23 protein-coding genes and 1 pseudogene are annotated in these 24,748 nt (G+C 47.2%); 10 read left to right on the plus strand and 14 right to left on the minus strand.

Annotation, left to right across the window (positions count from 1 at the left end; all coding sequences use genetic code 11):
- Positions 1 to 192 precede the first annotated feature (192 nt).
- Positions 193 to 450, minus strand: a complete 258-nt coding sequence (locus ACKFKH_RS29115; RefSeq protein ID WP_446861864.1) for a hypothetical protein — start codon at positions 448 to 450, stop codon at positions 193 to 195.
- A 128-nt stretch (positions 451 to 578) separates the two neighbouring features.
- Here ACKFKH_RS29115 and ACKFKH_RS29120 point away from each other — a divergent pair, with 128 nt between their 5' ends.
- From ACKFKH_RS29120 to ACKFKH_RS29135, 4 genes are all read left to right on the plus strand, one after another.
- The gene (locus ACKFKH_RS29120; protein ID WP_446861865.1) at positions 579 to 2,369 is read left to right on the plus strand and encodes an ABC transporter ATP-binding protein; all 1,791 of its coding nucleotides are present in this window, start codon (positions 579 to 581) and stop codon (positions 2,367 to 2,369) included.
- Positions 2,370 to 2,432: 63 nt separating this feature from the next.
- Entirely contained in the window at positions 2,433 to 3,425 is a 993-nt protein-coding gene (locus ACKFKH_RS29125) for a helix-turn-helix domain-containing protein (RefSeq protein ID WP_446861866.1), read from the plus strand.
- A 118-nt stretch (positions 3,426 to 3,543) separates the two neighbouring features.
- A complete protein-coding gene (locus ACKFKH_RS29130; protein WP_446861867.1) occupies positions 3,544 to 5,814 on the plus strand; it encodes a TonB-dependent siderophore receptor in 2,271 nt (756 codons plus the stop codon).
- Between the two features lie 3 nt (positions 5,815 to 5,817).
- A complete protein-coding gene (locus tag ACKFKH_RS29135) occupies positions 5,818 to 6,765 on the plus strand; it encodes an iron-siderophore ABC transporter substrate-binding protein (protein ID WP_446861868.1) in 948 nt (315 codons plus the stop codon).
- Here the strand turns inward: ACKFKH_RS29135 and ACKFKH_RS29140 are convergent.
- From ACKFKH_RS29140 to ACKFKH_RS29155, 4 genes are all read right to left on the minus strand, one after another.
- Entirely contained in the window at positions 6,745 to 8,028 is a 1,284-nt protein-coding gene (locus ACKFKH_RS29140; RefSeq protein WP_446861869.1) for an MFS transporter, read from the minus strand. The genes ACKFKH_RS29135 and ACKFKH_RS29140 overlap by 21 nt on opposite strands.
- A 19-nt stretch (positions 8,029 to 8,047) precedes the next feature.
- Positions 8,048 to 9,025 carry an iron-siderophore ABC transporter substrate-binding protein gene (locus ACKFKH_RS29145; protein ID WP_446861870.1) on the minus strand — a complete coding sequence of 326 codons (978 nt, stop codon included), beginning with the start codon at positions 9,023 to 9,025 and terminating at the stop codon, positions 8,048 to 8,050.
- Between the two features lie 23 nt (positions 9,026 to 9,048).
- Positions 9,049 to 11,580, minus strand: a complete 2,532-nt coding sequence (locus ACKFKH_RS29150) for a TonB-dependent siderophore receptor (RefSeq protein WP_446861871.1) — start codon at positions 11,578 to 11,580, stop codon at positions 9,049 to 9,051.
- Positions 11,581 to 11,712: 132 nt separating this feature from the next.
- Positions 11,713 to 12,711, minus strand: a complete 999-nt coding sequence (locus tag ACKFKH_RS29155; protein ID WP_446861872.1) for a helix-turn-helix transcriptional regulator — start codon at positions 12,709 to 12,711, stop codon at positions 11,713 to 11,715.
- A 215-nt stretch (positions 12,712 to 12,926) separates the two neighbouring features.
- On the opposite strand from ACKFKH_RS29155, the gene ACKFKH_RS29160 reads away from it, so the two are divergent.
- On the plus strand, positions 12,927 to 14,657 hold the full coding sequence (locus ACKFKH_RS29160; protein WP_446861873.1) for an ABC transporter ATP-binding protein: 1,731 nt from the start codon (positions 12,927 to 12,929) through the stop codon (positions 14,655 to 14,657).
- A gap of 5 nt (positions 14,658 to 14,662) precedes the next feature.
- Here ACKFKH_RS29160 and ACKFKH_RS29165 read toward each other — a convergent pair.
- Together ACKFKH_RS29165 and ACKFKH_RS29170 are read right to left on the minus strand one after the other, a co-directional pair.
- Positions 14,663 to 15,001 (minus strand): annotated as a pseudogene (locus ACKFKH_RS29165) (IS5 family transposase); the annotation flags it as partial.
- 297 nt (positions 15,002 to 15,298) lie between these two features.
- Positions 15,299 to 15,826 (minus strand): hypothetical protein, encoded by a 528-nt coding sequence (locus tag ACKFKH_RS29170; protein WP_446861874.1) that lies wholly within the window; start codon positions 15,824 to 15,826, stop codon positions 15,299 to 15,301.
- Positions 15,827 to 16,061: 235 nt separating this feature from the next.
- Between ACKFKH_RS29170 and ACKFKH_RS29175 the strand changes: the two genes are divergently transcribed.
- Positions 16,062 to 16,631, plus strand: coding sequence for a hypothetical protein (locus tag ACKFKH_RS29175; protein WP_446861875.1), 570 nt, complete (start codon positions 16,062 to 16,064; stop codon positions 16,629 to 16,631).
- Between the two features lie 127 nt (positions 16,632 to 16,758).
- On the opposite strand, the gene ACKFKH_RS29180 is transcribed toward ACKFKH_RS29175, so the two are convergent.
- From ACKFKH_RS29180 to ACKFKH_RS29200, 5 genes are all read right to left on the minus strand, one after another.
- Positions 16,759 to 17,043, minus strand: coding sequence for a hypothetical protein (locus ACKFKH_RS29180; RefSeq protein ID WP_446861876.1), 285 nt, complete (start codon positions 17,041 to 17,043; stop codon positions 16,759 to 16,761).
- Between the two features lie 29 nt (positions 17,044 to 17,072).
- The gene (locus ACKFKH_RS29185; protein WP_446861877.1) at positions 17,073 to 18,158 is read right to left on the minus strand and encodes a tocopherol cyclase family protein; all 1,086 of its coding nucleotides are present in this window, start codon (positions 18,156 to 18,158) and stop codon (positions 17,073 to 17,075) included.
- Positions 18,124 to 18,441: a DUF6464 family protein gene (locus tag ACKFKH_RS29190; protein ID WP_446861878.1), complete on the minus strand. Its 318-nt coding sequence runs from the start codon at positions 18,439 to 18,441 to the stop codon at positions 18,124 to 18,126. Before ACKFKH_RS29190 ends, ACKFKH_RS29185 begins: the two co-directional genes overlap by 35 nt.
- A gap of 80 nt (positions 18,442 to 18,521) precedes the next feature.
- Complete coding sequence (locus tag ACKFKH_RS29195) at positions 18,522 to 18,833, minus strand: HigA family addiction module antitoxin (RefSeq protein ID WP_446861879.1); 312 nt, start codon at positions 18,831 to 18,833, stop codon at positions 18,522 to 18,524.
- A 47-nt stretch (positions 18,834 to 18,880) separates the two neighbouring features.
- Positions 18,881 to 19,159, minus strand: a complete 279-nt coding sequence (locus tag ACKFKH_RS29200; RefSeq protein WP_446861880.1) for a type II toxin-antitoxin system RelE/ParE family toxin — start codon at positions 19,157 to 19,159, stop codon at positions 18,881 to 18,883.
- 235 nt (positions 19,160 to 19,394) lie between these two features.
- Here ACKFKH_RS29200 and ACKFKH_RS29205 point away from each other — a divergent pair, with 235 nt between their 5' ends.
- On the plus strand, positions 19,395 to 19,634 hold the full coding sequence (locus ACKFKH_RS29205; protein ID WP_446861881.1) for a hypothetical protein: 240 nt from the start codon (positions 19,395 to 19,397) through the stop codon (positions 19,632 to 19,634).
- 89 nt (positions 19,635 to 19,723) lie between these two features.
- Here the strand turns inward: ACKFKH_RS29205 and aspS are convergent, their stop codons facing one another.
- A complete protein-coding gene (aspS, locus tag ACKFKH_RS29210) occupies positions 19,724 to 21,523 on the minus strand; it encodes an aspartate--tRNA ligase (protein WP_446861882.1) in 1,800 nt (599 codons plus the stop codon).
- A gap of 259 nt (positions 21,524 to 21,782) precedes the next feature.
- Here aspS and ACKFKH_RS29215 point away from each other — a divergent pair, with 259 nt between their 5' ends.
- The 3 genes from ACKFKH_RS29215 to ACKFKH_RS29225 all read left to right on the plus strand — a co-directional run bounded on the left by ACKFKH_RS29215 (position 21,783) and on the right by ACKFKH_RS29225 (position 22,608).
- Positions 21,783 to 22,085, plus strand: a complete 303-nt coding sequence (locus tag ACKFKH_RS29215; protein WP_446861883.1) for a hypothetical protein — start codon at positions 21,783 to 21,785, stop codon at positions 22,083 to 22,085.
- The gene (locus tag ACKFKH_RS29220; protein WP_446861884.1) at positions 22,073 to 22,309 is read left to right on the plus strand and encodes a hypothetical protein; all 237 of its coding nucleotides are present in this window, start codon (positions 22,073 to 22,075) and stop codon (positions 22,307 to 22,309) included. Before ACKFKH_RS29215 ends, ACKFKH_RS29220 begins: the two co-directional genes overlap by 13 nt.
- Before the next feature lie 98 nt (positions 22,310 to 22,407).
- A complete protein-coding gene (locus ACKFKH_RS29225; RefSeq protein ID WP_446861885.1) occupies positions 22,408 to 22,608 on the plus strand; it encodes a DUF2283 domain-containing protein in 201 nt (66 codons plus the stop codon).
- 27 nt (positions 22,609 to 22,635) lie between these two features.
- Here the strand turns inward: ACKFKH_RS29225 and ACKFKH_RS29230 are convergent.
- Positions 22,636 to 24,748: hypothetical protein (locus ACKFKH_RS29230; protein ID WP_446861886.1), on the minus strand; the 2,113-nt coding region annotated here is incomplete at its 5' end.

Below are 24,748 nucleotides of genomic sequence, written 5' to 3' on the forward strand. Positions count from 1 at the left end.
ACTAATCTACCTTATAAAGCAACAGGTCTAGCGTAGTTTGCTGTATGGTCATCCACCTAAGTTTATCTATCTTCAGGTGAATGGCACTTACTTAAGGTCAATCAACGAGCTAGACTAGCTTTGAGAATTGAGCGAGGCTGCTTCATCAGGGGGAAGGCTTTCGTTCTGCGTTTTCTAACTCTAGGTTCATTGTCAAGTGGAGACTGGTCGCCCTGCACTGGCTAACCAACTGATCACCCGACTCACCGCGTTGCGACAACGCTTGTCGCTGTCGAACACCGGGGATAGAAATGCCCACAGCGTCACGAACGGATTAAACAGACGATCCCGATAGCTCACGGTCTCTTCGACCAAGACCCTGGCTATCACAGATTCAGGCAGGATCTGTTGAAACGGTAAACCGACCCTGTTGGCGAATGTTTGCTTGAGAATTTCAGCAGAGTTTGGCATAGTGGAGCTAGTTATTTTAGTCACTCCCAGCCTGTGACCTCAAAAAGACCAGGGTTGGAGCTTTTTCTTGCTCTATTTTCTCAAAACCCCGACCCTTAAGTAAGTGCCATTCGTTTGAGGTTAGCTTTATGACAACGAATCGAGCTTCAATCTGGTCGCTTCTTTGGCAAATGATTACTTATGCTCGATCGCTGTATTGGACAGACACCATTCTCTGGCTATTAATTGCTGGACTGCCTGCTGTACCCGGTGTGATCATTCGCGAATTCTTCAACACATTGACGCGCCAATCTGCTTTCTCCTTTTCTCCCTGGGTATGGATTGCGATATTACTTGCAACAGGTCTAGCGCAGATTGTTGTTATTTTCAGCGGACGAATTACAAAAACGCAGCATCGTTTCACAATGAATAGTTTAATTCAGCGCAATCTTTTGTCGAAATTGCTAAATCGTCCCGGTGCTGAAGCTTTAACCACGACTGGCGAAAACACAATCTCACCCGGAGAAGTAATCAGCTTTTTTCGAGAAGATGCGAGTCAGATTGAAGATAATGTTGTGGGTACAAATGAAGTTTTAGGTGAAGGCATTTTTGCCATTGGTTCGTTGCTGTTGCTCTTCAGTGTAAATGCCACGATTACGCTGTTTGTATTTTTGCCCCTGGCGCTCATTGCGGTGATTCTGCATCAAGTTAGCGATCGCATTAAACGTTACCGTCGCGCCAGCCGTCAAGCGACACAGCAAGTAACCGGAATGGTAGGAGAAATGTTTACGGCAGTGCAAGCGATTCAAGTAGCTGGAGCCGAAACCAGTATGTTAAGCCATTTTCGACAATTGTGTGATCGCCGTCGTCAAGTGATCGTCAAAGATCAACTACTCAATGCAATTTTAAGTTCTAGCTTCGATAATCTTGTGAGCTTAGGAACGGGTGCAATCCTCTTCTTTGCGGCTCAATCCATGCAGAATAGTCAAACGTTGAGCGTTGGAGACTTTGCGCTATTTGTATATTACTTAGCGTATGTCACCTATTTTCTGGGGTTTTTAGGCGAGTTTATCGCGCTCTCAAAACAAAGCGAAGTGTCTTTTGAACGGATGCAAGCCTTGGTGAATGCAGAGGCGCAAACGCTCGTTGCCCATCATCCGCTCTATCTGCCAAGGTTGACTGGGCGAACTCCTCAACTACCTATCATTCAGCAGGAAACAATCTGCGATCGCTTTGAAGAATTGCAGGCGTTCAATTTGACCTATCATTATCCAAACAGCGATTCTGGCGTTACTAATCTCTCTCTCCAGCTTCAACGCGGTAGTTTTACAGTGATTACTGGATCAGTCGGATCTGGTAAAACGACGCTATTGCAGGTTCTTTTGGGACTATTACCTCTGCAATCGGGAGAAATCCTTTGGAACGGACAGAAGATTGCTGATCCGGCTCAGTTCTTTGTTCCGTCTCAGAGTGCTTACACGCCACAAGTTCCCCAACTGTTTAGTACAACGCTGCGAGAAAATATTCTGCTTGGGCTACAGAAGAGCGATGAGGAAGTCCGAAATGCGATCGCGCTTGCAATGTTCGATCGAGACTTAGCAATGATGCCCGATGGACTCGATACCCAGATTGGCTCTAGAGGAATGCGGCTTTCTGGCGGACAAATTCAGCGAGTTGCTGCGGCTCGAATGCTGATTCGTCAACCGGAACTCTTAGTCTTTGATGATCTGTCGAGTGCTTTGGATGTTGAAACAGAACAAAAGCTTTGGTCGAAGCTATTTCAGCTTAGTTCGCAGTCTTGGACACCTACGTTTCTTGTAGTCTCTCATCGGCGAGCAGTTCTTCAACGGGCTGATCGTATTCTTCTACTAAACAAAGGCAGGCTTGAACTAGAGGGAACTTTTGAAGACTTGCCTCTAGCCTATACTGAGATTCAATAATTGAGAATGAGTTTCATCTATGATACGATGCTCCTATTCATTTTACAGTGCCAATTGTAGAGAATGGCAATTACTCTTTCGCAGCAAGATTACTGGGAACTCATTTGCTCTGAAGTAGAGGCTCCACAAATGTTGTCAAATTTCGACTGCACTTGGAAATATTGTGGTGAGCTTGGAGCGGGCTATTACCGAGAGATTCAGATTCGAGATGGCGTGGAGTTAGCGATCGCGGAAGATTACTTTCGTGAGGAACTTAAAGTAGTTACCTGCGATCGAGAACATCCTCTAGAACTGAGCTATACGCTGATTGGAAGCGCCGCATCTAATTTAGACGCTGCCAATGCGGGTCAATATATTTTTTGTGGGAGCGGCATGGCTCCCGGTGAAGCACTGCAAATTGCAGAAAATCAACGTAATCTGAGAGTAACACTCCATATTGATCCGGCTGTTTTTTGCCAATGGATGTCAAGTCTGACGAAGCAAATTCCGGTCGAAATTGAGAATTGGTTGAAACCCGCTGACCAACCCTACTACACCCAAGTTAGCCAGACGACAACTGCAATGCAAGCTACACTTCAGCAGATTTTGCAGTGTCCATTTCAGGGATTGACTCAGCAGATGTATCTAGAAGGCAAAGTCTGGGAACTGATTGCATTGCACTTTGCCCAGACTGCCAAAACGGATCTAGATCGTGTGCCCAAACCGTTAAGACCAGATGACATTGAGCGAATTCACTATGCTAAAGAAGTGCTAGTTGCTCGGTTAGACGAGCCGCCCTCTTTGATTGAGTTAGCTCGGTTGGTCGGGATCAATGACTGTAAGCTTAAAGTAGGCTTTCGTCAGGTGTTTGGTACAACAGTCTTTGGCTATTTACAGGACTATCGAATGGAGCGATCGCGGCAGTTGCTAGAGTCCGGAGATCTCAGCATTGCAGAGGCGGCGAGAGCAGTTGGATTGGTGAATCGCAGCCACTTCGCGATCGCGTTTCGCAAGAAGTTTGGGGTCAATCCCAGAGATTACCGTCAATCGGTTTTGAATCGATGCAATGTAAGTTAAAACTCCGTTCACCGTTCAAAAAATTCCGTTCACCGTTCACGCGATCGCAGAATGCTCACGATTATTCGGTATGCTTCTGAGAATATTTCCTAAGTATTAGGCGGCGAGTGGAGGAGTGATGGCAAGTTATCGATCGATCGTTTTAGTAGGAATCAGCGTTTTATTAGCAACACCCTGCATTGCGGCAGAGTTTGAAGCGGATCAGCCCGTTATTTCTCAAGCGGAGCATTCTGCACCAGCTAAGACTGCTGATCCTCACATTTCAACTGTAAACGATCGGCAGCGTCCTGCTACTACTGTCAAAGAGTGGAAAGCACAGATCCAAGCACAACAGATTCAAGCACAGCAAATTCAAGCGCAACAGATGGAGGTTGAAGAACCCGATGAAGAAGTGGTAGTCACGGGTGAAGAAGAGCCTCGCTATCGGGTTCCTCGATCGAACACAGGAACAAGAACAGATACGCCTGTGCGTGACATTCCTCAATCGATTCAGATTGTGCCCCGACAGGTATTGCAAGACCGAGGCATTAATACAGTTGGTGATGCGCTTGAGAATGTGAGTGGTGTTGTTCAACGAGACGCAACCGGAAGCATTTTCGGGGATTTATTCACCATTCGGGGCTTTTTGATTCAATCGGGCATTACTAGTAATGTGTTTCGAGATGGCGTTCCTTATGTGGTTCCAGGAAGACTGACCACGGATGATATTGAGCAAGTAGAAGTTCTCAAAGGTCCAGCCTCAATTCTATTCGGCGCAGGACAACCGGGAGGGGTGATCAATCTTGTTTCTAAAAAGCCGCTGCCCAATCCTTACTACAATGCTGAATTGACTATCGGAAGCTTTGACACTTATCGCGGCGCGATCGATTTCTCTGGTCCGTTCGATGAGCAGAAACGCTCTGGTTATCGATTCAATCTAAGCTACGAGAAGTACGATAGCTACCGAGATTTTGTCAGTGGGAATCGCCTTTCAATTTCACCCGTTGTTTCTGCTGCGCTTGGGAAAAACACAACTTTAAGCGTCTATGCCCAGTTGAGTCGTGAGAGTGAGACAGCGGATGAAGGCATTCCGGTGATTGGCGATCGCATTCCAGATGTGCCGCGCGGTCGTTTTTTGGGAGAAGACTTTGCAGAAATTAGCAGTACAACCTTTAATGTTGGATACGCTCTAGAGCATAAGCTTAACCCAAATTGGACACTGCGCCAGAACAGTCAATATCTATTTTTCGAGTTCGATCGATACTATCCTACCCTAGATGGAATTGATGAAGCTACGGGCGATGTTAGCCGCACAGCCTACGCCACTTCAGGCAAGTACCATCGTTTTACAACCAATGCAGATATTGTAGGTAAGTTCTCCACAGGCAGCATTCAACATACCCTACTATTTGGTGCTGAGTATCGCTATGGAGCCGAAAATCCTGCTTTTCAGTTCTCCACAGCTTACGACCCGATCAATCTGTTTAATCCTGTCTATGCCCGTCGCCCTTACGATCGCGCTTTTGAATTTTTTCGAGATGATAATTTTTCGACCTTTGCACTGTACTTGCAAGATCAAATCGCGCTCTCTTCCAATCTGAAATTCGTTGCAGGCGTGAGATATGACACAACTCGACAATTTCGCACCACTCAAGACCTCGGCTTCGATCGCGAAGAATTTGAGCAAACTGACTCTGCTTGGAGTCCGCGGCTCGGAATTATCTATCAACCGATTCCAGCAATCTCGCTTTATGCCTCTTATTCCCGCTCCTTTGCTCCTGCCTTTGGCGCTCGACGGAATCTAGATGAGACAACCTTTGAACCCGAAACCGGGCGGCAGTTTGAGGTCGGAGTTAAGACTGATTTGTCTGATCGTCTAAGCTTAACGATCGCTGCTTATAATCTGCGGAAGCAAAATGTTGAAACTCCTGATCCGAGTGATCCAGATTTCACACTTCAAACGGGAGAGCAAACTAGCCGAGGAATTGAAGTTGATCTAGCAGGTAGAGTTCTGCCAGGTTGGAATATTATTGCTTCCTACGCTTATACGGATGCTGTTGTGAGCCAGGACAATTTTTTCCCGGTTGGCAATCGTTTGTCTGAGGTTCCGTATCATCAAGCAAGTCTGTTCACAACCTATGAAGTTCAGCGAGGTACACTCAAAGGGTTAGGGCTGGGACTCGGTTTTTATTATATGGGCGATCGACAAGGAGATTTAAGCAATACTTATGAGCTTCCTGGGTATCTGCGGACAGATGCGCTGCTCTATTACAAGCAAAATAACTGGAGAGCGCAGCTAAATTTCCGCAATCTGTTCAATCGAGAATACTTTGTGTCAAACTTTGGCGATCGCTTCGTCACCCCAAGCGCACCGTTTAGCGTTTCTGGAAGCTTATCAATCCAATTCTAAGCTATGCGCCGATTGATCTTTGTACTGTTGATGTTGTTCACACTGGGGCAAACTGTAGGCTGCCATGCGACTGTTCGCCCAGTGGTTCAAACCGCTTGCTATGAGGTGAAACACGCAGTTGGTTCAACCTGTGTCCCCCGCACGATTCAGCGATTAGTCACACTGGATTCAGTTTCTTTTGAAGATGCGATCGCGCTCGGCTTCAAACCTGTCGGCACCGTTCTAGCAGAGCAATCCACCCCTTACCTGGACAACCAACAGCTTGCTGCGACCAACATTGGGCAAATGGGTACACCTAACTTAGAGAGAATCCTAGCATTACACCCTGATCTCATCGTTGGGCTGGACTACCACAAAGATATCTACGCTCAGCTATCACAAATTGCGCCAACTTTACTGTTAGAGTTTGGGCATAGTGGAGAATGGAAGTCATCCTTTCAGAACTTTAGTGATGCCTTGAATCGAAGCGCGATCGCACAACAAATCATGCAAGCTTACAGCGATCGCTTGCAAACCTTTAGAAGTCGCCTCAAGTCAGCACGCCCTAAAATATCGGTTGTCAGAATGTATCCTGATAGCCTTAGTCTCTACTTACGCGATTCTTTTGCTGGAGTGATCCTCAATGATGCAGGACTCGATCGACCACCATCTCAAAACCTATCTGCTTCAGAGGCACAAGCCATATTTGGCAATGATATTCAAGCGATCGTTAGTGTAGAACTCATTGAGCAAGCAGATGGAGATATTCTGTTTGTGTGGACATCTGAAAACACAGCGGCAGCAGATGAAACTGCCCAGAAAAAACTAATAGAACTGCGCTCAAGTCGCCTCTGGAAAGGGTTGAAGGCTGTACAAAATAATCAAGTTTACCAGGTTCCTAATTACTGGATCGGGAGCGGTCCACTCGCTGCAAATGCCGTAATTGATGATCTATTCAGGTATATTCCTTAAACCTGTAAACATCAGAACGCCCCATAGCCCGATCGCAATCATACTCAATGCACAAGCTGTATAAATCAAGGCAAAACCTGATCCAGGGCTTGCACCAAAGATCCACTTGATCAATCCTGTTGAAGAAATCATTGCAGGTTCAACAATGCGATCTGCTTTAGCAGATATCTCTGCGAGATCGCCTAACGGGCCCGCCACGAGTGCTGCGATCGCTGATAAACATTGAGCTAAAAACGAATTTGCCGCAAACACTCTTCCTTGGGCTTCGGGGCTAACTTTTGCCATCCAAATCGCAGTTTCGGAGCTATCCATTAACGGAAAGTTAAACGAAGAGCAGAATTGAGCAGGAAGCCACACTTGAGGAACTCGCCCTAAGCCTACAGTCATTTTGCTCAACCCTGCGCCAATGATTCCACTGAATACTCCTCGAATTGGCTGTTTGAAACCTCCCCAAATGCTAATCACGATCGCGCCTGTCACGCCACCAATTCCCGCTGCTGTCCCAATCTGCCCCAGGACTGCGGCACTTCCGTTGGTTCTTGCCAAAACCATTGGAGTGTAGAGCGTTTCACCCAGATCATGCACAAACCAGAAGGGAAGTATTAAAACTAGCAGGTTGCGTAGAGGAGCATGGGCGAGAAGGAAGTGAAAGCCAAACATCAGATCTCGTCGGAAATTGAACCTAGCCGACTGTTCAGGCATTTCGGGTTGAGGAATTCTGCGAGTAAGGAGTGTTGCGATCGCGACAAGAAAAGTCAAGCTATCAATTCCTAAAATGCCTCCCACTCCAATGATCGGATAAAGACTCGCTGCGAATGCTGGCGCTAAAATCAACGAGCCATAATGTAATGCTGATCCCATACTACTAGCACGGGTGTAGTGTTGCTGAGGAACAAGTGAGCTAATTGAAGCAGAGTAAGAAAGCTCTTGAAGCTGGCTAAAAACGCTAGTAACCGCAGTCGTTAGATATAAGTGCCAGATTTGCAGATTGTGAGTCAAATATAGAAATAACAATAGCAAGCTGGAAAGAGCCGCGATCGTATCGCCTAAGACCATCAGGCGTTTGCGGTTAAAGCGATCGACAATCACACCAGACACTAAACTAATCGCAATTCGAGGAACTTGAAAAAAGAAGCCAACTAGTGCTAACGAGGTTGCAGAACCCGTCGTCTCCCATGTCCAAAGTTCGAGAGCAAATCCGCTCATGTAAGTGCCGATCGTTGAAACAAGCTGACCGAACCAAAGAATGATAAAAGTACGCATTGCATTTTGGTAGGGTTAATCAACTATTCTGTTTCTGGACTAAATGCTTCAGCACATCATCAAGAATTGCGTTCGCTGAAAGAATATTTCCAAAAACCCAATAGCCTGAATCAACAAAGTAGACACGCTGATTTCTCACTGCCTTTAATGTTTGCCACAAAGGGTTATTTGCATAAATCTGAAAGTTCTTTTCAGCACCCGGATCAAGTGCAACAAAGATTGCATCAGCATCAAGCCAGTCTACTTGCTCTAAACTAACCATGACATAAGTTTCATCTGTTCCTTTCAGTTGACGCTGAATCGTAGGAATAGAAACAAGCTTTAGTTCTTCAATCACGCTTCCAGGGAAAGAGACATGGTTCATAAACTGTGTGAACTCAAGTGTTGTATAAAATCGCATGATAGAAACTTTAGTATCACCAAGCTTCTGCTCAACAACGGCGCTTAAGTTTTTTATTCTTTGTTGATACGCATCTAATATTGTTTCAACCTCTTGTTTTTCATTCAAAACTTCTCCGAATTGCCGTAGAATCCTCTTCCATTCAGCATGACTAAAATCCATTGAAATCGTAGGTGCAATTTCTGAAAACAATTTATAGTTTTGAGGCTCCATATACATTCCAACGATTAAATCAGGATTTAGCTGCACTATTTTTTCAAGATTTGGTTGTCCCTCTTTTCCTAAATCGACGATCGTATCAATCTTGCCATTCAGGATGAGTGTTTTATTACCCGTTCGATTCGCTCTTGTTGTAGCGATCGGCTTTATTCCCAATGCCACTAATATCTCTAAACTGTCTTGATCCATTGCGATGATTCGTTGTGGATCAAGTGGAATGCAACTTTTGCCTAATTCATGCTGAACCATTCGACAATTCGATGATCCAGCCTCTTGCAATGGTTGACTCAGTAGCACACCGCAACTCTGAATCAAAACTACGATCAGAGTCCCGACTAAAAATAGTTTGATCCGCTGCCACCAAGATTTATGAACCATTGTCATTGCTCTCAAACAACCTCCTAAAACGTCCAAGAAAGCGTTCCTCTAACGGTGAAAGGCGCACCATAAAACACTCGCAGAGGACTTTCTGCTGTCTCAAAATAGCTGATATTAAATAAATTCTCAATGTTCAATCCAATTCGATAGTTATCTCGACGATAAAACAAGGAAGCATCGGTACGAGTGTAGCTAGGAACTTCAAAAGAATTGTCTAAATCACCTTGGCGCTGCCCTACGTAGAAGATACCAAGCCCGAAGCCTAACCCTCTTAGCGAACCCGTTTGAACTTCGTAGGTTGTCCATAAACTTACAGCGTGTTCTGGAACGTTATTGATGCGATTTCCGATCGCTAAAGTATTGTCTTCTGTAATCCGAGCATCCGTGTAAGCATATCCAGCCGCAATCTTCCATCCAGGTAGAATTTCACCTGCAATGTCAAGTTCAATCCCGCGACTTCTTTGTTCTCCGGTCTGGATTGAGAAATTTGGGTCAGCGGGGTCAGCCGTCAGAACATTGGAACGAGTAATTTGGTAGAACGCTAGAGTTGTAGACAATCGACGATCGAGCCAATCTGCTTTTACTCCGACTTCGTATTGTGTTCCTCGCTCCGGTTGGAAAAGTTGATTATCCAATGCTGTGCCAACACTTTGCAGAAAGGAACGGCTATAGCTGGCGTATAACGAGAGTGAATCAGTCGGCTGATAAACTAAGCCAACTCGCGGACTGAAAGCTTCGTCTTGTTGAAAGGATTCAGTTCCATCCGCAAACTCAAGCTTTTGTCTCACAATGTCAAACCGTCCACCCAGTAATAGTTTCAGATTTGGCAATAGTTCGATTTGATCTTGTAGATAAATGCCAAGGGAATCCGAGGTGAAAGGTTCTCTAGGGAATGTATCAAGTAAGGTTGCTGACTGTCTGTACACGGGGTTGAAGATGTCGATCGGGGCTAAGGCAAACTGTTGTAAACTCGCTCCAGAGACATCTCGGTTGAGATCAAAACCAAACAACAGCTTATGGGCAACGCTACCTGTTCTGAAGGTTCCAACGACATTCGTATCGAGGATGTAGTTGTTCTGAAACTGGTCTTTTGTGCTGAATAAGCCACGCTCTAAAGTGCGATCGTCATCGAGTAAAGCCGAGGGAAACAGAGAGTTTTGAGGAACTTTCTGGAATGTAGCTCGGAACGCATTGCGTAATTGCCAGTCGGAACTCAATTGATGTTCTAGCGTGTAACCGAAGCGCAGCGTGTAGCGATCGTTTTGATCCAGTTCATCCTCCGGTTCACCGATAAATCGATTTCGCGGCAGCCGCCCATTGTTATTTGGGAGAACGGTGCCCCTAGCAGGCAAGCCCCGCGCGTTCGGCTGTTCAGAAAGGGTGTATTCACCCTCAAAAGTGAGCTTCGTTGCTGGACTAATTTGCCAGGTGAGACTAGGGGCAATCACAAAATTGCGGCGATCGAAGAAGTCAATAAACGTTCCAGTCGTAGAACCTCCTGCAATCAAGCGATAGAGTACGGTTTTAGAATCATTCAGCGGCCCTGTAAAGTCTAGAAACCCTCCATAGGTATCAAAATTACCGATCGATGCCTCAATTGTGTAGCGAGACGTAGACAACGGCTTTTTCGTGACGATGTTTACTGTACCTCCCGGACCACCCTGACTAAACAGCGCTCCTGCCGGACCTTTTAGCACTTCAATTTGTTCAATGTTGGGAACAGCAATCCGGTTCGTAATATTAGTATCATCCCGTAATCCATTCCGAATGATGTTACGCCCTGTAAAACCACGAATCGTGACTCCTTCAAATGCAGAGTAAGATGGATTGTCCGGTGTGACTCCTGCAACCGTTTGCAGCGCTTCATTCACACTTTGTACCTGACGATCGCGCAGCAGTTCTTGAGGAACAACTTGAATCGAGAAAGGTAAGTCCCGAATCGGTGTGTCTGTTCTACTTCCGGTTGTGGAGCTAGGGACACGGTATCCACGCTGACCTTCTCCCGTCACAACAACCTCTTCATCCGGCTCTTCCTGCTCCAGGTTAAGGCTGTAGGCAGCATTTCCCACTCTCAAGGTTACTTCTTGCTTTGGTAGAGCATTATTTCCGATAACACTGACTCGAATGCGGCTTGCATCTTGTTGTACAACCTGAACAGCCGAGATTCCTTCAGACGGATTTTCTGCTCTGAATGCTGGTGCATCGGGCAATGACAGAACAGCGTTAGGGATGTCTGCGATTAGGCTGTTGCCTTCGGTGCGGAATTGGGTAGTGTCGATCGCTAAAGGCTTACCATCAGCCGTAGTTAGCGTAATTTCTAACCCCGTAGTAGTTCGATCGACCCTCACTTCTGTTACTTTGATCGTCTCTGCCTCGATTTGTGCCATCCACTCCTTCAGGCTGGTGGCAGGTCGATTGCTCCGCAAGCTTCCAAGGGAACCAAGGGCGCGAATCCCAGACACTTGGGAATTATTTTGAATTTCTGCTGCCCAACTTGCTTGAGTCGTGAGTACTGATGTCAAGCCTAAAAACCAGAGCGCGAATGTTTGATCCATCTCCCCATCCTCTACACCAAATCTTGAGAAGCTTTTCATTCCATCAATTAGGAAATCTTCTCAACTGCAATGTTTTGAATATTACGATGAATCAACAGTCTGCCACTTTGCCGAAACGGAATTTTTGTTTGCTCAAACGGAACTTTTTTGATGTTGCAGTGTTTTTGGACTCACTCCGAAGGTTTTGCGAAAGGCAGTACTAAAAGCACAAAGATTTCTGTAACCCACTTTACGAGCCACCTCTGTCACGCTCCATTGACGATCGAGAAGCAGCGATCGCGCTTGTTCCATTCGGTGCTGATGCAGATAGCCAAATATAGTTGTACCAAAAACTTGTTTAAATCCACGTTTTAGCGAACAGTCATTCAGTCCGACTTGTCGTGCTAAAGCCAGCAACGATGGGGGATTGTCCAACTGTTGCAACAGAATTTCTTTTGCATGATGAATCTGATCGATATCTTTACTTCGTGGAACAGTCGATCGCGCAATTGAGGCATCACTCGAACAAGCTTGATCGATCCACAATGCTAAAACTTCGATCGATTTACTCTCCAGATACATCTGCTTGACCATGCCTTGATAGGGACAACCTAGCATTTGCTGGAGGGCAAGTTGCATCGCGGGTGTAATCGTGTGAACAGGTGAAAAGGGAATTGCTTCATCTCCGTCTAGCATTTGCTGGATTTCAGGCGGTAAACTCTCTATTTGATCACCGATGAGAGTCCGAAATTGCTCTAGTTCTAGATGGATATCAACTTCTATCGTCATTGTGCGGGATAGTCCTTGAAATTGCCCTCCCGGTGAAATTGAACCCGCGAGGAGATGCTGACCTTGATTGAGTTGTACTCCATTCGGAAGTTGAAGCCCTGATGAAAGAGTAAACATCCATTCCAGACAGCCAATGTCTCCGGGTGGTATGCAAGCAACAATCAAATCATCTTTAAATTGGTAATGATGAAAGGTTAAGTCAATGCCATTTCGTAACTCAATGTCTCGCTTATACCCTTTGCCTAACATTTGCGGACATTCAGCTATACGATCGCTCTTATCTTCTGGGTCAACTTGTCGTGCCTGTTGACGGCTCACCTGCCAAAAGTCCTCACAAGTTTCGTCAGACAGTACACTTGTCATATCGGAATGGTTTGCTAAAAGGGATAGTCAAGGCACCTTATCACAACTGAGAATTGATATCAATAGATTATTTCCTTACCCGTGCAAAATATTCAGCAAAAAATCCGTTTAGGAGCCAAAAAACTCCCGATAGCCGCCAAAATCATCTTCTCTATCAAATCGCTCCACGGTAAACTATGCTGTAATCTTTTTTGGCTCTTGAGATTAGTGCGACGATGCAGAACTCCCTTCAACAATACAAACTGCTGCTCGCTGACTATCTCAAGCCTCAATGGAAGCCCGTTTTGGCATTAACGATCGCACTTCTTACCAGCATCGCGCTCCAGATTATCAATCCGCAAATCTTAGGATACTTCATCGATACAGCCGTTCAGGGTGGCTCACAGCAAGCCTTACTTACCGCAACGATCGCGTTTATTACGATTGCGCTTCTAACTCAAGCAGCTACGATCACTGCAACTTACCTGAGCGAAATTGTTGCCTGGACTGCGACTAATGCTCTTCGCGTTGATCTGGCAGCTCATTGTTTACGCTTAGACCTAAGCTTCCATAAAGCTCATACACCTGGCGAGCTATTAGAAAAAATTGATGGTGATGTCAATTTACTGTCTAAATTTTTCTCTGAGTTAGTCATTCACATATTAGGAAATGGCGTTCTTCTTTTCGGAATTCTAATTGCTCTCTGTTTCGAGAACTCTTTAGCAGGAGTCAGCTTAACTGCTTTTGCTATCATTGCCCTAACTGTGTTACTTGCACAAAGAGCAATGGCGATCGCACCTTGGGCAGAGTACCGCCAGATCAGTGCTGAGTATTATGGAACAATCGGCGAACACATCGCTGGACGAGAAGATCTTCGAGCAAATGGCTCAACCAGCTATGTCATGATTCGCTTTTATAAATTGCTGCAACGTTGGCTTCCGGTTTACCAAAAAGCCAGGTTTGCCAGTACTATTCTGTGGTTTACCAGTGTGGGATTGTTCACGATTGGAAATGCGATCGCGCTCTTCCTCTGTGCCTATCTCTGGTCTAAAAATGCGATTACGATTGGGACTGCTTATCTCATCTTTCACTACACGAACCTTTTAGCACAGCCGATCGAGCGAATTCGAGAAGAACTCGAACAACTGCAACAAGTAGAAGCGAGTATTCAACGCATTTATGAGCTACGAAACACACAATCAGCGTTAAGCGATCAAGGACAAGCCCTTTTACATTCTGGTGCTTGTGCTGTTTCTTTTGAGCAAGTGTACTTTCAATATGAGCCTAAGAACTGGACACTGCACAATCTATCGTTTTACCTTCCAGCAGGTCAAACACTTGGAATACTAGGACACACAGGCAGCGGCAAAAGTACGATCGCTCGTTTACTACTACGGCTCTATGAAATTCAAGCGGGTGAAATTCGCTTAGGGAACTGTGCGATCGCAGATCTTTCACTCTCAGACTTACGATCGCGAGTTGGGCTAGTAACGCAAGATGTCCAGCTATTTCAAGCCAGTGTGCGCGATAATCTCACCTTTTTTAACGCTCGCATTCCAGAGACTTCCATCTTAGAAACACTGGAGGAGCTAGGATTAGCACAATGGCTGCGATCGCTTCCCAATGGGCTTGATACTCAATTGGGAGCAGATAGCAATGGTCTATCCGCTGGACAGGCACAGTTACTTGCATTGGTGCGCGTCTTTTTGAAAAATCCTAGCTTGGCGATTCTGGATGAAGCTTCTTCTCGGTTAGACCCACAAACCGAACAATTAATTGAAGGAGCAATTGATAGGCTGCTTGCAAAGCGAACAGGAATGATCATTGCTCATCGTTTGCAGACTTTACAACGAGTCGATCAGATTCTAATTCTAGAGCAGGGAAAAATTGTGGAATATGGCGATCGTAAAACCTTGACGAATCAACTTGATTCACGATTCTCACAGTTGCTTAGGAATGAGAATTAAATAACTTCGACAATTGTAGAGTCTATCGCCATCCATTCCCACTCAATTCCCACCTCTTGGGCATACTGGTTTAACCCTATTTCCCACATCGCTAAAAACACCCCTTGCTCCACCCATTCACTGAAGCGGTCATAGACTGTGCTAGCGGCTCCTAAACTGCGCGGCAGCGCCTTCCACTGACAGCCCGTTCGCAGCACATAAAAGATGGCATCTAAGGCGGCGCGATTCTCCATTCTCGGTCGTCCGCCTCTGGGCTTAGGACGCTCGGCCGGAATCGCACTTTTAATGCGTTCCCAGACTTCATCGGGCAGGCGGAAAGCAGGGTCGATCTCGGTGACAGTCATGGGAATAAAACCTCTGAAACTCGCTGCCCTTCAGTCTCTCACAAATTCTGCTGTTTTCGGATAAGCTCTTATTGTACTGCTTGTACTGCACAAATTGTACTGCTTGTACTGCACAAAGAAATTACAGCAGATTTCTAGTTAGTGAAGCACAGTTAAATCGACAAGAAGCCCGATCCTCCGGGAGTTTTAATCACTTATTTTTGTACTTTATCTATTTGCAAAGTGCCGTAGGGTAATTGTTTATCCTAATTCCCTAGCGCTGTGTTGACAAGTTGCTATTTCTAAAGATTCCTCAAACTAGCGTGTTATCTGCTGAACTTCGGCTAGTGGTAGGTCGAGCGCTTCAGCAATCTGCTCCACGCTAAGTCCAAGTTGTAGCAATCGCGGCACAGTTTCTAATTTTACGGCTCGTTGTGCTGCGTTACCTAGCTTTGCATCATCAATATCAATAGGTGTAGCAATTTCTTCGTCAAGCGGTTCAACATCCTCAATTTTACTTTCAGTAGTTTGAGAAGACGGATAAAAATTGATGCTTCCAACCTGAACTGGATTACCAAAAATATTGGAATTTGTAGCGCTTACTCTCTCAATTGCAGCCCGAACATTTGACCTATCTAAATCTTCTCCCAACGCTTTAGAAAGAATTTGCCAAAGTTCGTAAGCTTCGTCTTTTGCGTGTCCTGATGTGCAATTGTACTCTTTTGCAATCTCTGTGTACTTCTGCCCATTGAGTACTCCTTTCAAAATTGATACTTGCAAGGTATCGAGATGCTTTCCAGTTTGAGCAAAAACCAGTTCGTCCACGTATTTCAGCACGTCTTGCACGTTCATACTAAGGTGTTTAAGTCATTCAACACTTGCTCTTTCAAGCATTATCCGTCATAGTCCGCCTACTATACACTTTCTTAAGAAAATAACAGCCTTTTTCCGTCTTTTTCCGTCTTTTAAGTATTTTAATTTACTTGTAATTTCAGTGATACTCCGTACAGAGGCGCTTAATTCCAGAGCTTCCATCTACGCTTCTGCTCGGTAACAATCCAATCTTTAGGAGTACATTCCCATGAACCTTAGACGGACGAGCTTCGTGTTTGCAGGAGTCTTCCTTGCTACATCATCTTCTATCTTCTTTGGCTCGAAGCCCAGCATAAGTGCTAATCCTTCGTACTCCAATGCTGTTCACACATCGGTTGAACCGAGTCAGAAGGGAATCTTGTTGGCTCAAAACTTTCCACTTCGTGGCAAGCAGTTCGATGAGTTAAGCGACCATCGCCGAATGGATACTAGCATTACGATCTCAAACAATGGTCGTATTGATGGCGTGACCCGCACCTGGACAGCTCACAAGTACAAAGGCTATACAGGTTCTGTTGTTGTTACCATTACCGATCGTGCTGGAAATATTTTGCATGTTACTAAACCGGAAGTGTATGGTGTGAATTGTCGTCGCTGTCCCGGACCAAGCGACCGAACTGTGCAATGGGCACAGGCGATGCCAGCAAATCTAGTCAGCCAAGTTGGAGGCTATGCAATTTTTCATGCCCCCAGCCATAGACCTCGTTTTCTGGATTGGTTTAGAGATGGAAGTGAGGCGGCGAAACGAGTTGGAGAGGCTTATAAGTCATTCAACTAGATTTTGTCTGTCTAGCTCTAGCTACCGTTGATTATTTACGCGATCGCTCCCTTCCACTCGCGGGCGATCGCTTTGTCTTGGACAAGCAGGCGATCGTCCGATGCGTTTCGTAAATGCTGCGAAGAGACTAATGGTGCAAAAAGTGTCCGAGATGCCCAACAGCGTGACCAATGCTAGCGCCAACGGCGTTACAGCTTGCTTCACTGGTAGTCTGGCAGGCGATCTCCCCTGAAAGCCCATTTCCGATCGCATCGATCGGGCCTCCAAGATCTAAACCGTTATCCTGGATGGGCAGATTTGCAGGATTGGCGCGATCGACTCGCCAGTTAGGAACTTTTCTGATGTCGTTGTAGAGATGAATGGCTGCCCAAATTAACAGTGCGGCTAGAACGATCGTGATTAAAGTTCCCATCATTTTTCCTCGCAGTGGTTCTTCCTATTCTAGATACTTAAACCGCAGCTTGAGTTCCAGATATCATCCCACGGTTGTCCACCCGTTTCGAGTCCGCACAGACCGCTGGTGGCTTTGAGAATTAATTCGTTACTCCAGCGATTTCTCAGCTCTAACGTGAGGTTTCCTAACATGGTGTCGCGGCAGGCAAAGCGCAAACCTTGGGCAGTTGGGGCACGTAGCGGCGTTCCGGGTAGGTCGGTGGTGCCTGTGAGGGTGACGGTGTACAGGGCGTTTTTTGCCTCCATTTTCCAGTAGCCCCAGGGCTGAATGTCCCAACTGACTTGAGCATTCCAGGGCACAAATTCGTAGAATTTTTCTTGGTAATGAATGCCGATCATCGCGACTGATTCCATCCACCACAGTACGCCCCGTCTGCCGCCACCCGCCGTTAGTGCCAAATCAGGCTCATTCTCAAAACTGTTGCAGTTGAGCCAAAACCACCTTTGCGGAAAGGCTCCGCCCCAATTCTTTTCACCATACGCCGGAGCGTTGACAAATTCATACCGCTTCCCATTCCAATCGATCCAACCTGTGGCTAACCCATGCGCCATGAGAATCTGCCAGCCCGGTTCAAAGATTTGCAGCGACGACAAAAACCCCGCCGTTGACTGCTGCAAATGGGCCGAACTGGCCCATCCATACACAGGCTGAATTTCATACTGCCACTCCGCAGAGTTGCCGTTGGGTTCGTGAAGCTTGCCTTGATGCCAAGTGGCCGTCGCCTGATAGCCTTCCTGAACGCGGCGATCGAACCGCTCCCGCTCCAAATATTCAGGCTGACTCAGATCCGTTTTGCCCCAGTGACCCAACCCCAGCGCGTCTTTCCAGGCCCAAAATCGAGTCACATCAGGAAAGGTACGACAGAGATACTCATCGTCTGCACCCAAAATTTGCGCCGCCCCGCCACTGTAAGACAGATTGCCTGTAGGGTCTTCGATCGAATACATAAACGCAAACGTCTGACCACAGTCTGGCAGCGTCACCCGGTAATACCAACCCTCAAAAAAATTGCGGCTACTCCCATCCCAGTGATAGCCACTATGAGGGGTCTGTAAAGGATGAAATCGGTTCATAGTAAGGACATTCTTTGCAAGGGCCAAATGGATTTACCGCACAGCGAAGATGAGCCGATCGCGCATTAAATCGACAGGTAAAATCTCCAATCAGAGACCCCATGCCTTCGATATGGCGATGATCTGCCGGGAGTGCCAAAATCCGCTGAAGTTGACGCTGTTCTGCCGCTCTCATGGCAGCCCGTAGCCGGATCTGTGCCCGCGCCTCCGCTCGACGCAAGAAGATAAAAGACAGTAATGGGGGAGCAAGCCCGATCGCCAAAACCAAAATGATCTCAAACATAAGACCATTGTGCAAAATTCTCACGGTTTCTGTCAGGTCGGGATGTCAAAAAAACCGAATCTTCTGCGATCGTGCAGGCTCTAGGCCAGTGTGGGGACTCGATCGTAGTCGTCTCGATGGGCTTGTATTGCATCCCAAATGTCTACTTTTTGCTGGAGATTGAGCCAAAGCTGAGGCCCATTTCCCAAAGCTTTCCCGATCCGAATAGACATGTCTACTGTAATGGGTCTTCGACCTTGGACAATTTCGTTAACAGTCCGCCGAGAGACACCCAGCACCTCAGAAAAGGCGGTTTGAGTCATTCCAAGATCTTCTAGAACATCTGCAATGACTTCGCCAGGATGGACAGGTCTAACTTGTCTCCCGTGAATCATATTTTCTAAATCTTTCACAACCTTACCTCTATGCTTGGAGTGATTTTTTCAGCCTCGTCTTCTGGTCAGTGATAATCTTCAAGATCCACGTCATATGCATCACCATCCTCAAAGCTGAAAGTAACTCGCCAGTTACCTGAAACCTTGATTGACCAGATTCCTTGCCTCTCACCTTTGAGCGTGTGTAAATCGTAGCCGGGTATTCTGATGTCTTCTATGATTGTGGCTGCATCGATTACTTCAAGTCTTGTTCTAATCCTTTTCTCAAGCTCTGTTGGAAGACCTCTCGCACTACCTTCTTTCAGCAGCTTTTCTAAAGCCTTATTTCTAAAGGTTTCTATCATGCAATCAGTTCATCCCAACCTATCCCCAGCAACCACAGTAATTAACTATGTAACTTATAAGATTACAATAAAAATGTAATGCTACAAGTTACAGATGTCAAGCTTCAAGTTGGGAAGGCGAGTCATCCGATCGAACCCTCTCAGACAACTACCCTTGGTGTCACAAATCAGTGCGATCGCCCCCACAGACCCTATTCAAGATGCAAAATGAGAGGAGAAATCGAGGAAAGCTGCCATGACTCAAGACACTGCGAAAGTGGGCATTTCGTTCCAGTCCCTTTTAGAAGCGGTTTCATCCCTGGACGTGCCTGAAAAGCGGAAGCTGTGGGAACTTCTGGAGTCCGAGCTTTTTCAGGATGAGGAGGATTCCCCGGAGGATATGGCTGAGATTGAGGTGGCTCGTGCTGATTACAAAGCGGGTCACTACACCACGTTTGATGAGTATGCAGCTCAACGGGCAAATCGATCGACGTGATCTACAGTCTGATCACACCCAAAGCAGTGCAAAAACAGCTAGATGCTCTGCCTGATGAGGTTTACGATCGAGTTGCCGCCAAAATTCAGCTACTTCTCCGATCCAGGTTTGGGTTTGTAGGTGGAGGCGACGTGGAGTTCTCTAAGCTGCTTGTCATCGACGCTGGAAGGTGCGCTAGTGAGCAGACACCGAGCCTGCTGCGTTTTGGGAAAGGCGATCACATCCCGAATCGATTCTTCGCCAGAAAGCAACATCACCCAGCGATCGAGTCCATACGCAATGCCGCCGTGGGGAGGCGTGCCGTACTCAAAAGCTTCGAGCAGGAAACCAAACTTGTTTTGGGCCTCGGCTTCCGAAAGTCCGATCGCGGCAAACACTTGCGCCTGCATTTCGGGTTGATAAATCCGCACGCTGCCGCCGCCTGCTTCTAGCCCGTTGTAAACCAGATCGTAAGCCAGGGCACGAGCCGTTTTCAGGTCAGCCAAGTCTTCAGGATTGGGAGCGGTGAAGGGGTGGTGCAGTGCCTCTAGTCGCTTTTCGTCGGCGTTCCACTCAAACATGGGGAAGTCTGTCACCCAGAGCAGGTTGAGCTTGTCGGGATCGATCAGGCCCAGTTCTTTACCGAGACATTGACGCAGGCGATCGAGGGTCTTATTCACTGTTGCGCCATCTCCTGCACCAAACAATAATAGATGTCCTGGTTTTGCGCCTGTGCGGGTCAAGAGTTCTTGTTTTTGGGCGTCGGTGAGGTTGTCTTTGATGGCTCCGATCGTGTCAATCTCGCCGTCATCTCGAACCCGAATGTAAGCCAGCCCTTTTGCGCCCATGTCGGCTGCTTCTTTAAACAGATCGCCACCGGGCTTGATTCGCACGTTAGAAATTGCGTCGTTGCCGTTGGGAATGGGCAAAATTTTCACCATGCCGCCTTTGGCAACCGTATCTGAAAAGACTTTGAAGCCAGAATCTTTGACGATATCGGAGACTTCGACCAGTTCTAAGTCAAAGCGGGTGTCGGGTTTGTCGCTGCCGTAGCGAGACATCGCATCTGCGTAAGTCAAACGGGGAAAGGGACGCGGAATTTCGACTCCTTTCAGGGTTTTGAGAATGTGACAAATTAAGCCTTCATTCAGGTTGAGAATTTCTTCCTGGGACATGAAGCTCATTTCCATGTCTAGCTGAGTAAATTCGGGCTGACGTTCGGCTCTCAAATCTTCATCTCGAAAGCATCGGGCGATTTGGTAGTAGCGATCGAACCCTGACACCATGAGAAGCTGCTTAAACAACTGAGGCGACTGAGGCAGCGCGTACCATTCACTCGGATTCACCCGCGACGGAACGAGATAGTCTCTGGCACCTTCGGGAGTCGATCGCGTCAAAATCGGAGTTTCTACTTCGATAAAGCCTTCCTGATCTTCGAGATAGCGCCGCATCGTCTGGATAAGTTTGTGGCGCAGCATCAGATTTTTGCTCATCCGCTCTCGACGCAGATCCAGGTAGCGATACTTTAGCCGCAATTCTTCCCGCACGGTTTCGGTATCTGCCGCAGAAACCTGGAAGGGCAACTGTTTGCGAACGGCGTTGAGAATTTCAATTTCGTCAGCGTAGATTTCAATTTCGCCTGTGGAAAGTTTGGGATTCAGCGATTCATCCGGACGCTTGGTGACGCGACCCACAATTTTGATCACATATTCGTTTCTCAGATCGCCTGCCTGTTGGTGAGATCCGGGTGTGCGTTCGGGATCGCTGACAATTTGCACGGTGCCAGAGCGATCGCGCAAATCTACAAAAATTACATACCCATGATCACGACGACGATCAACCCAGCCATAAAGGGTGACGGTTTCTCCAATGTGGGTGGCGCGAAGATCGCCGCAGTAATAGGTACGCATAGGGAAGGATGAGGGATGAGGGATGAAATGAGACTGATGAATTTAAGTCTAACGATCGTCAGTCCTGAGCGCCTTAGCTTGACCAGGTTTTCTGACAAATCGTGAAAACTTTCTCATTATGCCGCAGTTGGGTGACGCTTACGAGACGGGAGGTGGGATCGAATGGCGATCGGTTCTTTTGTCCTGGCAATGCGAGGTAAGGTTGAAGTGATGGCGATCGTGACTCAGGCTGTTAGACCAAATTTTCGTTTTTGTTACGATGAAGTTTGAAATCCTCATGCCACTCGGCTTTACAGTCAGAACATCAGAGGAGTACTGGCAGCGTTTAATCACCAAGCATCCTGATCTTGAGGAATTAGAAGAGTTAGTTCAGTTTGCTCTTGCCTCGCCCGATGAGGTTAGGCGTAGCCAGAGAGATGCAGAAGTGCTGCTGTTTTATCGGGTTCGTCGAGCAGAAAGGTGGGTGGTTGCGGTGGCGAGGCGGTTAAATGGAGATGGGTTTCTCATCACGGCATATCAGACTGATGCGATCAAGGAAGGTGAGACTGTATGGCTCAAATAAAGGTGTTTTACGAACCTGAGACTGAATTGTTGAGTGTGTTTTGGCAGGCTCCCAGAAAAAATCAAATTGCTACAGAACTGGGGGATGGCGTGATTTTGCTCAAGGATGGAACGAGCGGGGAGCCGATCGGGTTAGAGGTGCTGTCTTATCGTCCTGGAGACGATCGTTTTGATGCAGTCAGTGTTGAGTTAGGTCAGTCGAATCAAATGCAGCCATCTACCTAATATTGGTATGCAACTTGTCTGGACGCAACACGCAGAAGAACGACAGCAGCAATGGGAGCAACGACTTGGGATCAGTCGCTCAGAGGTTGAATGCATAAATGAGAATGCAATACAGCGCCGAGGCTGATGTTTTAATTTTGATTCTGCGAGAACCGCTCCCAGCCAATGCCATTTCTGAGCCGGGTGGTGTGATTGTGAGCTACGACGAAGCCGGAGAACCTGTCAGCATCGAGTTTCTTAACGCTTCAAAACGGCAGTTAATTCGCCCTGGAGAAACTACACTGCCGATTCAGATGTAGAGGAAACCAGCAGGGCGCTAGGGTCGGTTATCGGGTTCGCAATAGTTGCACAAAGGTGTCGCTGACGGTGTGATCTTTGGTGTCGGCGGCGTATTGAATCAGGCGTTCGCGCAGGTCTTGGGCATCGGTGAGGGGAAGCAGGGTGGCAAGCAGGAAGTAAACGCCTCGAAAACGCGGATCGCTCATGTGATCGAGCAGACGGTTTTGGGCTTGGGGTGAATCTCCGAGGAAGGTTTGCACGATGAAGAATTCCATGATCTTGTCGTGGCGAAAGTACCATTCGTGCTGTGCTTCGCCTTTGGCATCTCTCCATTGGCGACTGACGACCATTTTGTATTTTTCGTCTTCCATGCTGACCAGTTCTTGATAAAACTCGTCGGCGGGGAGGGCTTTTTCGTCGTTGAGGCGGAGCTGGTAGACGGCTTCAGAGAATTTCTTAAGCGGAAAGTCTTGATTCCAGTGTTGTTGATAGTCTGCTGCCATCAGGGTGTATTGCTGCTCTTGGAGTCGCAGAAGGTTGGGCTGTTTGCCGAGGGCGATCGTTTGGGCAACAACACTAAGATCCATCGGGTTAGACAGGGTGCGCTGAATGGCGGCGAGTTCTTCTGGCGATTGCTGATTGTTCAACACGTCATCGAGATAGGTGCAGCAGGCGTGCGTATATTTGTCTGCAAAATTGGGAGCGACGGTTCCTTCGGAGTTGCGCTCTGCGCTAATCGCCTCCCTCGACAGCAAGAAGTCTTGAATCTGATCGCTGCGAAGCGGTTGCAGTTGATAGATTTTGGCGGTGGAAGGGGGCAGCCACTCTAGCGGCTGAGTGGTCATGATGATGTTGCCTTTGAAGAAGTGTTCGACAAATTGGGTGATTTTGGCGCGGGTGTCTGCGGTGACTTCGTTGATTCCGTCGATGCAGAGGTCGATCGCGCCACTGTAGATCAGGTTTTTGAGGAATTCGGCATCTTGCGCCTGTCCGTGGAGTTTGGTTTGGATGGCTTCGATCACGCCGTTCTCACATTTGCGGGCGGGCAAGAAGACGACGGTGCGCTTTGAGTGCTTGACGAGGTGGCGCAAAAACATCGATTTGCCAAGTCCGGAGTCGCCTTCGAGAACGATTTGCCCTTGGATGGCAGGAATGGCGGTGGTGAGTGCAACTCCCTCTTTGGCATCCAGAGGCTTTACGTCTGATGTTGGAAAGTAGGCGACGGGGTTGAAGCGATCGACTCCCGAATCTGCCAGCAGAGAGAATTTGAAGGGTTCAAAGAGTTTGCGGCGCAGGAAAGGAACCCAAGTGAGCAGAAAGCCGACGTAGCCCACGCCGAGAATGCGACGCACCCAAGGATTCCAGAAGAAGATTGCCTGAACCTGGGGGAATCTGGGATAGGCGAAGATCAGGGCAAGCCAAAACAACAGGTGAGCGGCAAGAGTATTTCTGGCGTTGCTGAACCATTGCCAAACCGTGAGCGATTCAATGGCGACCTTGACAGAAGCAGCGTTGCTTGGACTGACAGCCTTGAGATTTTGATAATGAGTCGTCAGGAGGGTAATGTCTCCAGGTTGCCATTTAACCTTTGTGGCAGCATCGGAGATCACTGAGGCAAGGCTGTTAAGAAGGTTGGGGAGGTCTTTGCTGGGTTCCCAGGCTTTGGCGAAGACATTCAGGGTTTTTATCCCTTCATTGTGATCGAGTTGAGTGGGAACGCTGCCGGGTTGCGGTTTGCCCATCCATTTCAGGAGCGTTTTGGCTTCATCACTGCCGCCACTCAAGACATAGACCCAAAACCGCCACTGTTGCGCTGCTTCTGAATTCTCATACTCAGCACCATCAAGGATAATCAACGTTTGATTAAAGCAATACTTCGGACAAATTTTGAGCAGATTTTCAGGTTCAAACCCTGATTCGCTCGTGGGACAGGATCTTATTTTCAAAGTCAGGAATAGAGCCAACTTTGAAAAATAGCTCAATGCTGGAACTGTACTTCCTGAAAGCCTTTTGGAGTCGTTCAAAAAACTGTCCGGACTATTGTTAAAGTCAAGTTGGCTAATCTTTGCCAATGCCTCAGCCGCACTGCCTCGAACATTGGAGTCCTGGGTCTTATCTTGGATGAAATTGAGGATGTCCGGGATGAAGGGTTTGGCAGCG

It is taken from the genome of Phormidesmis sp. 146-20 (genome assembly GCF_052939475.1).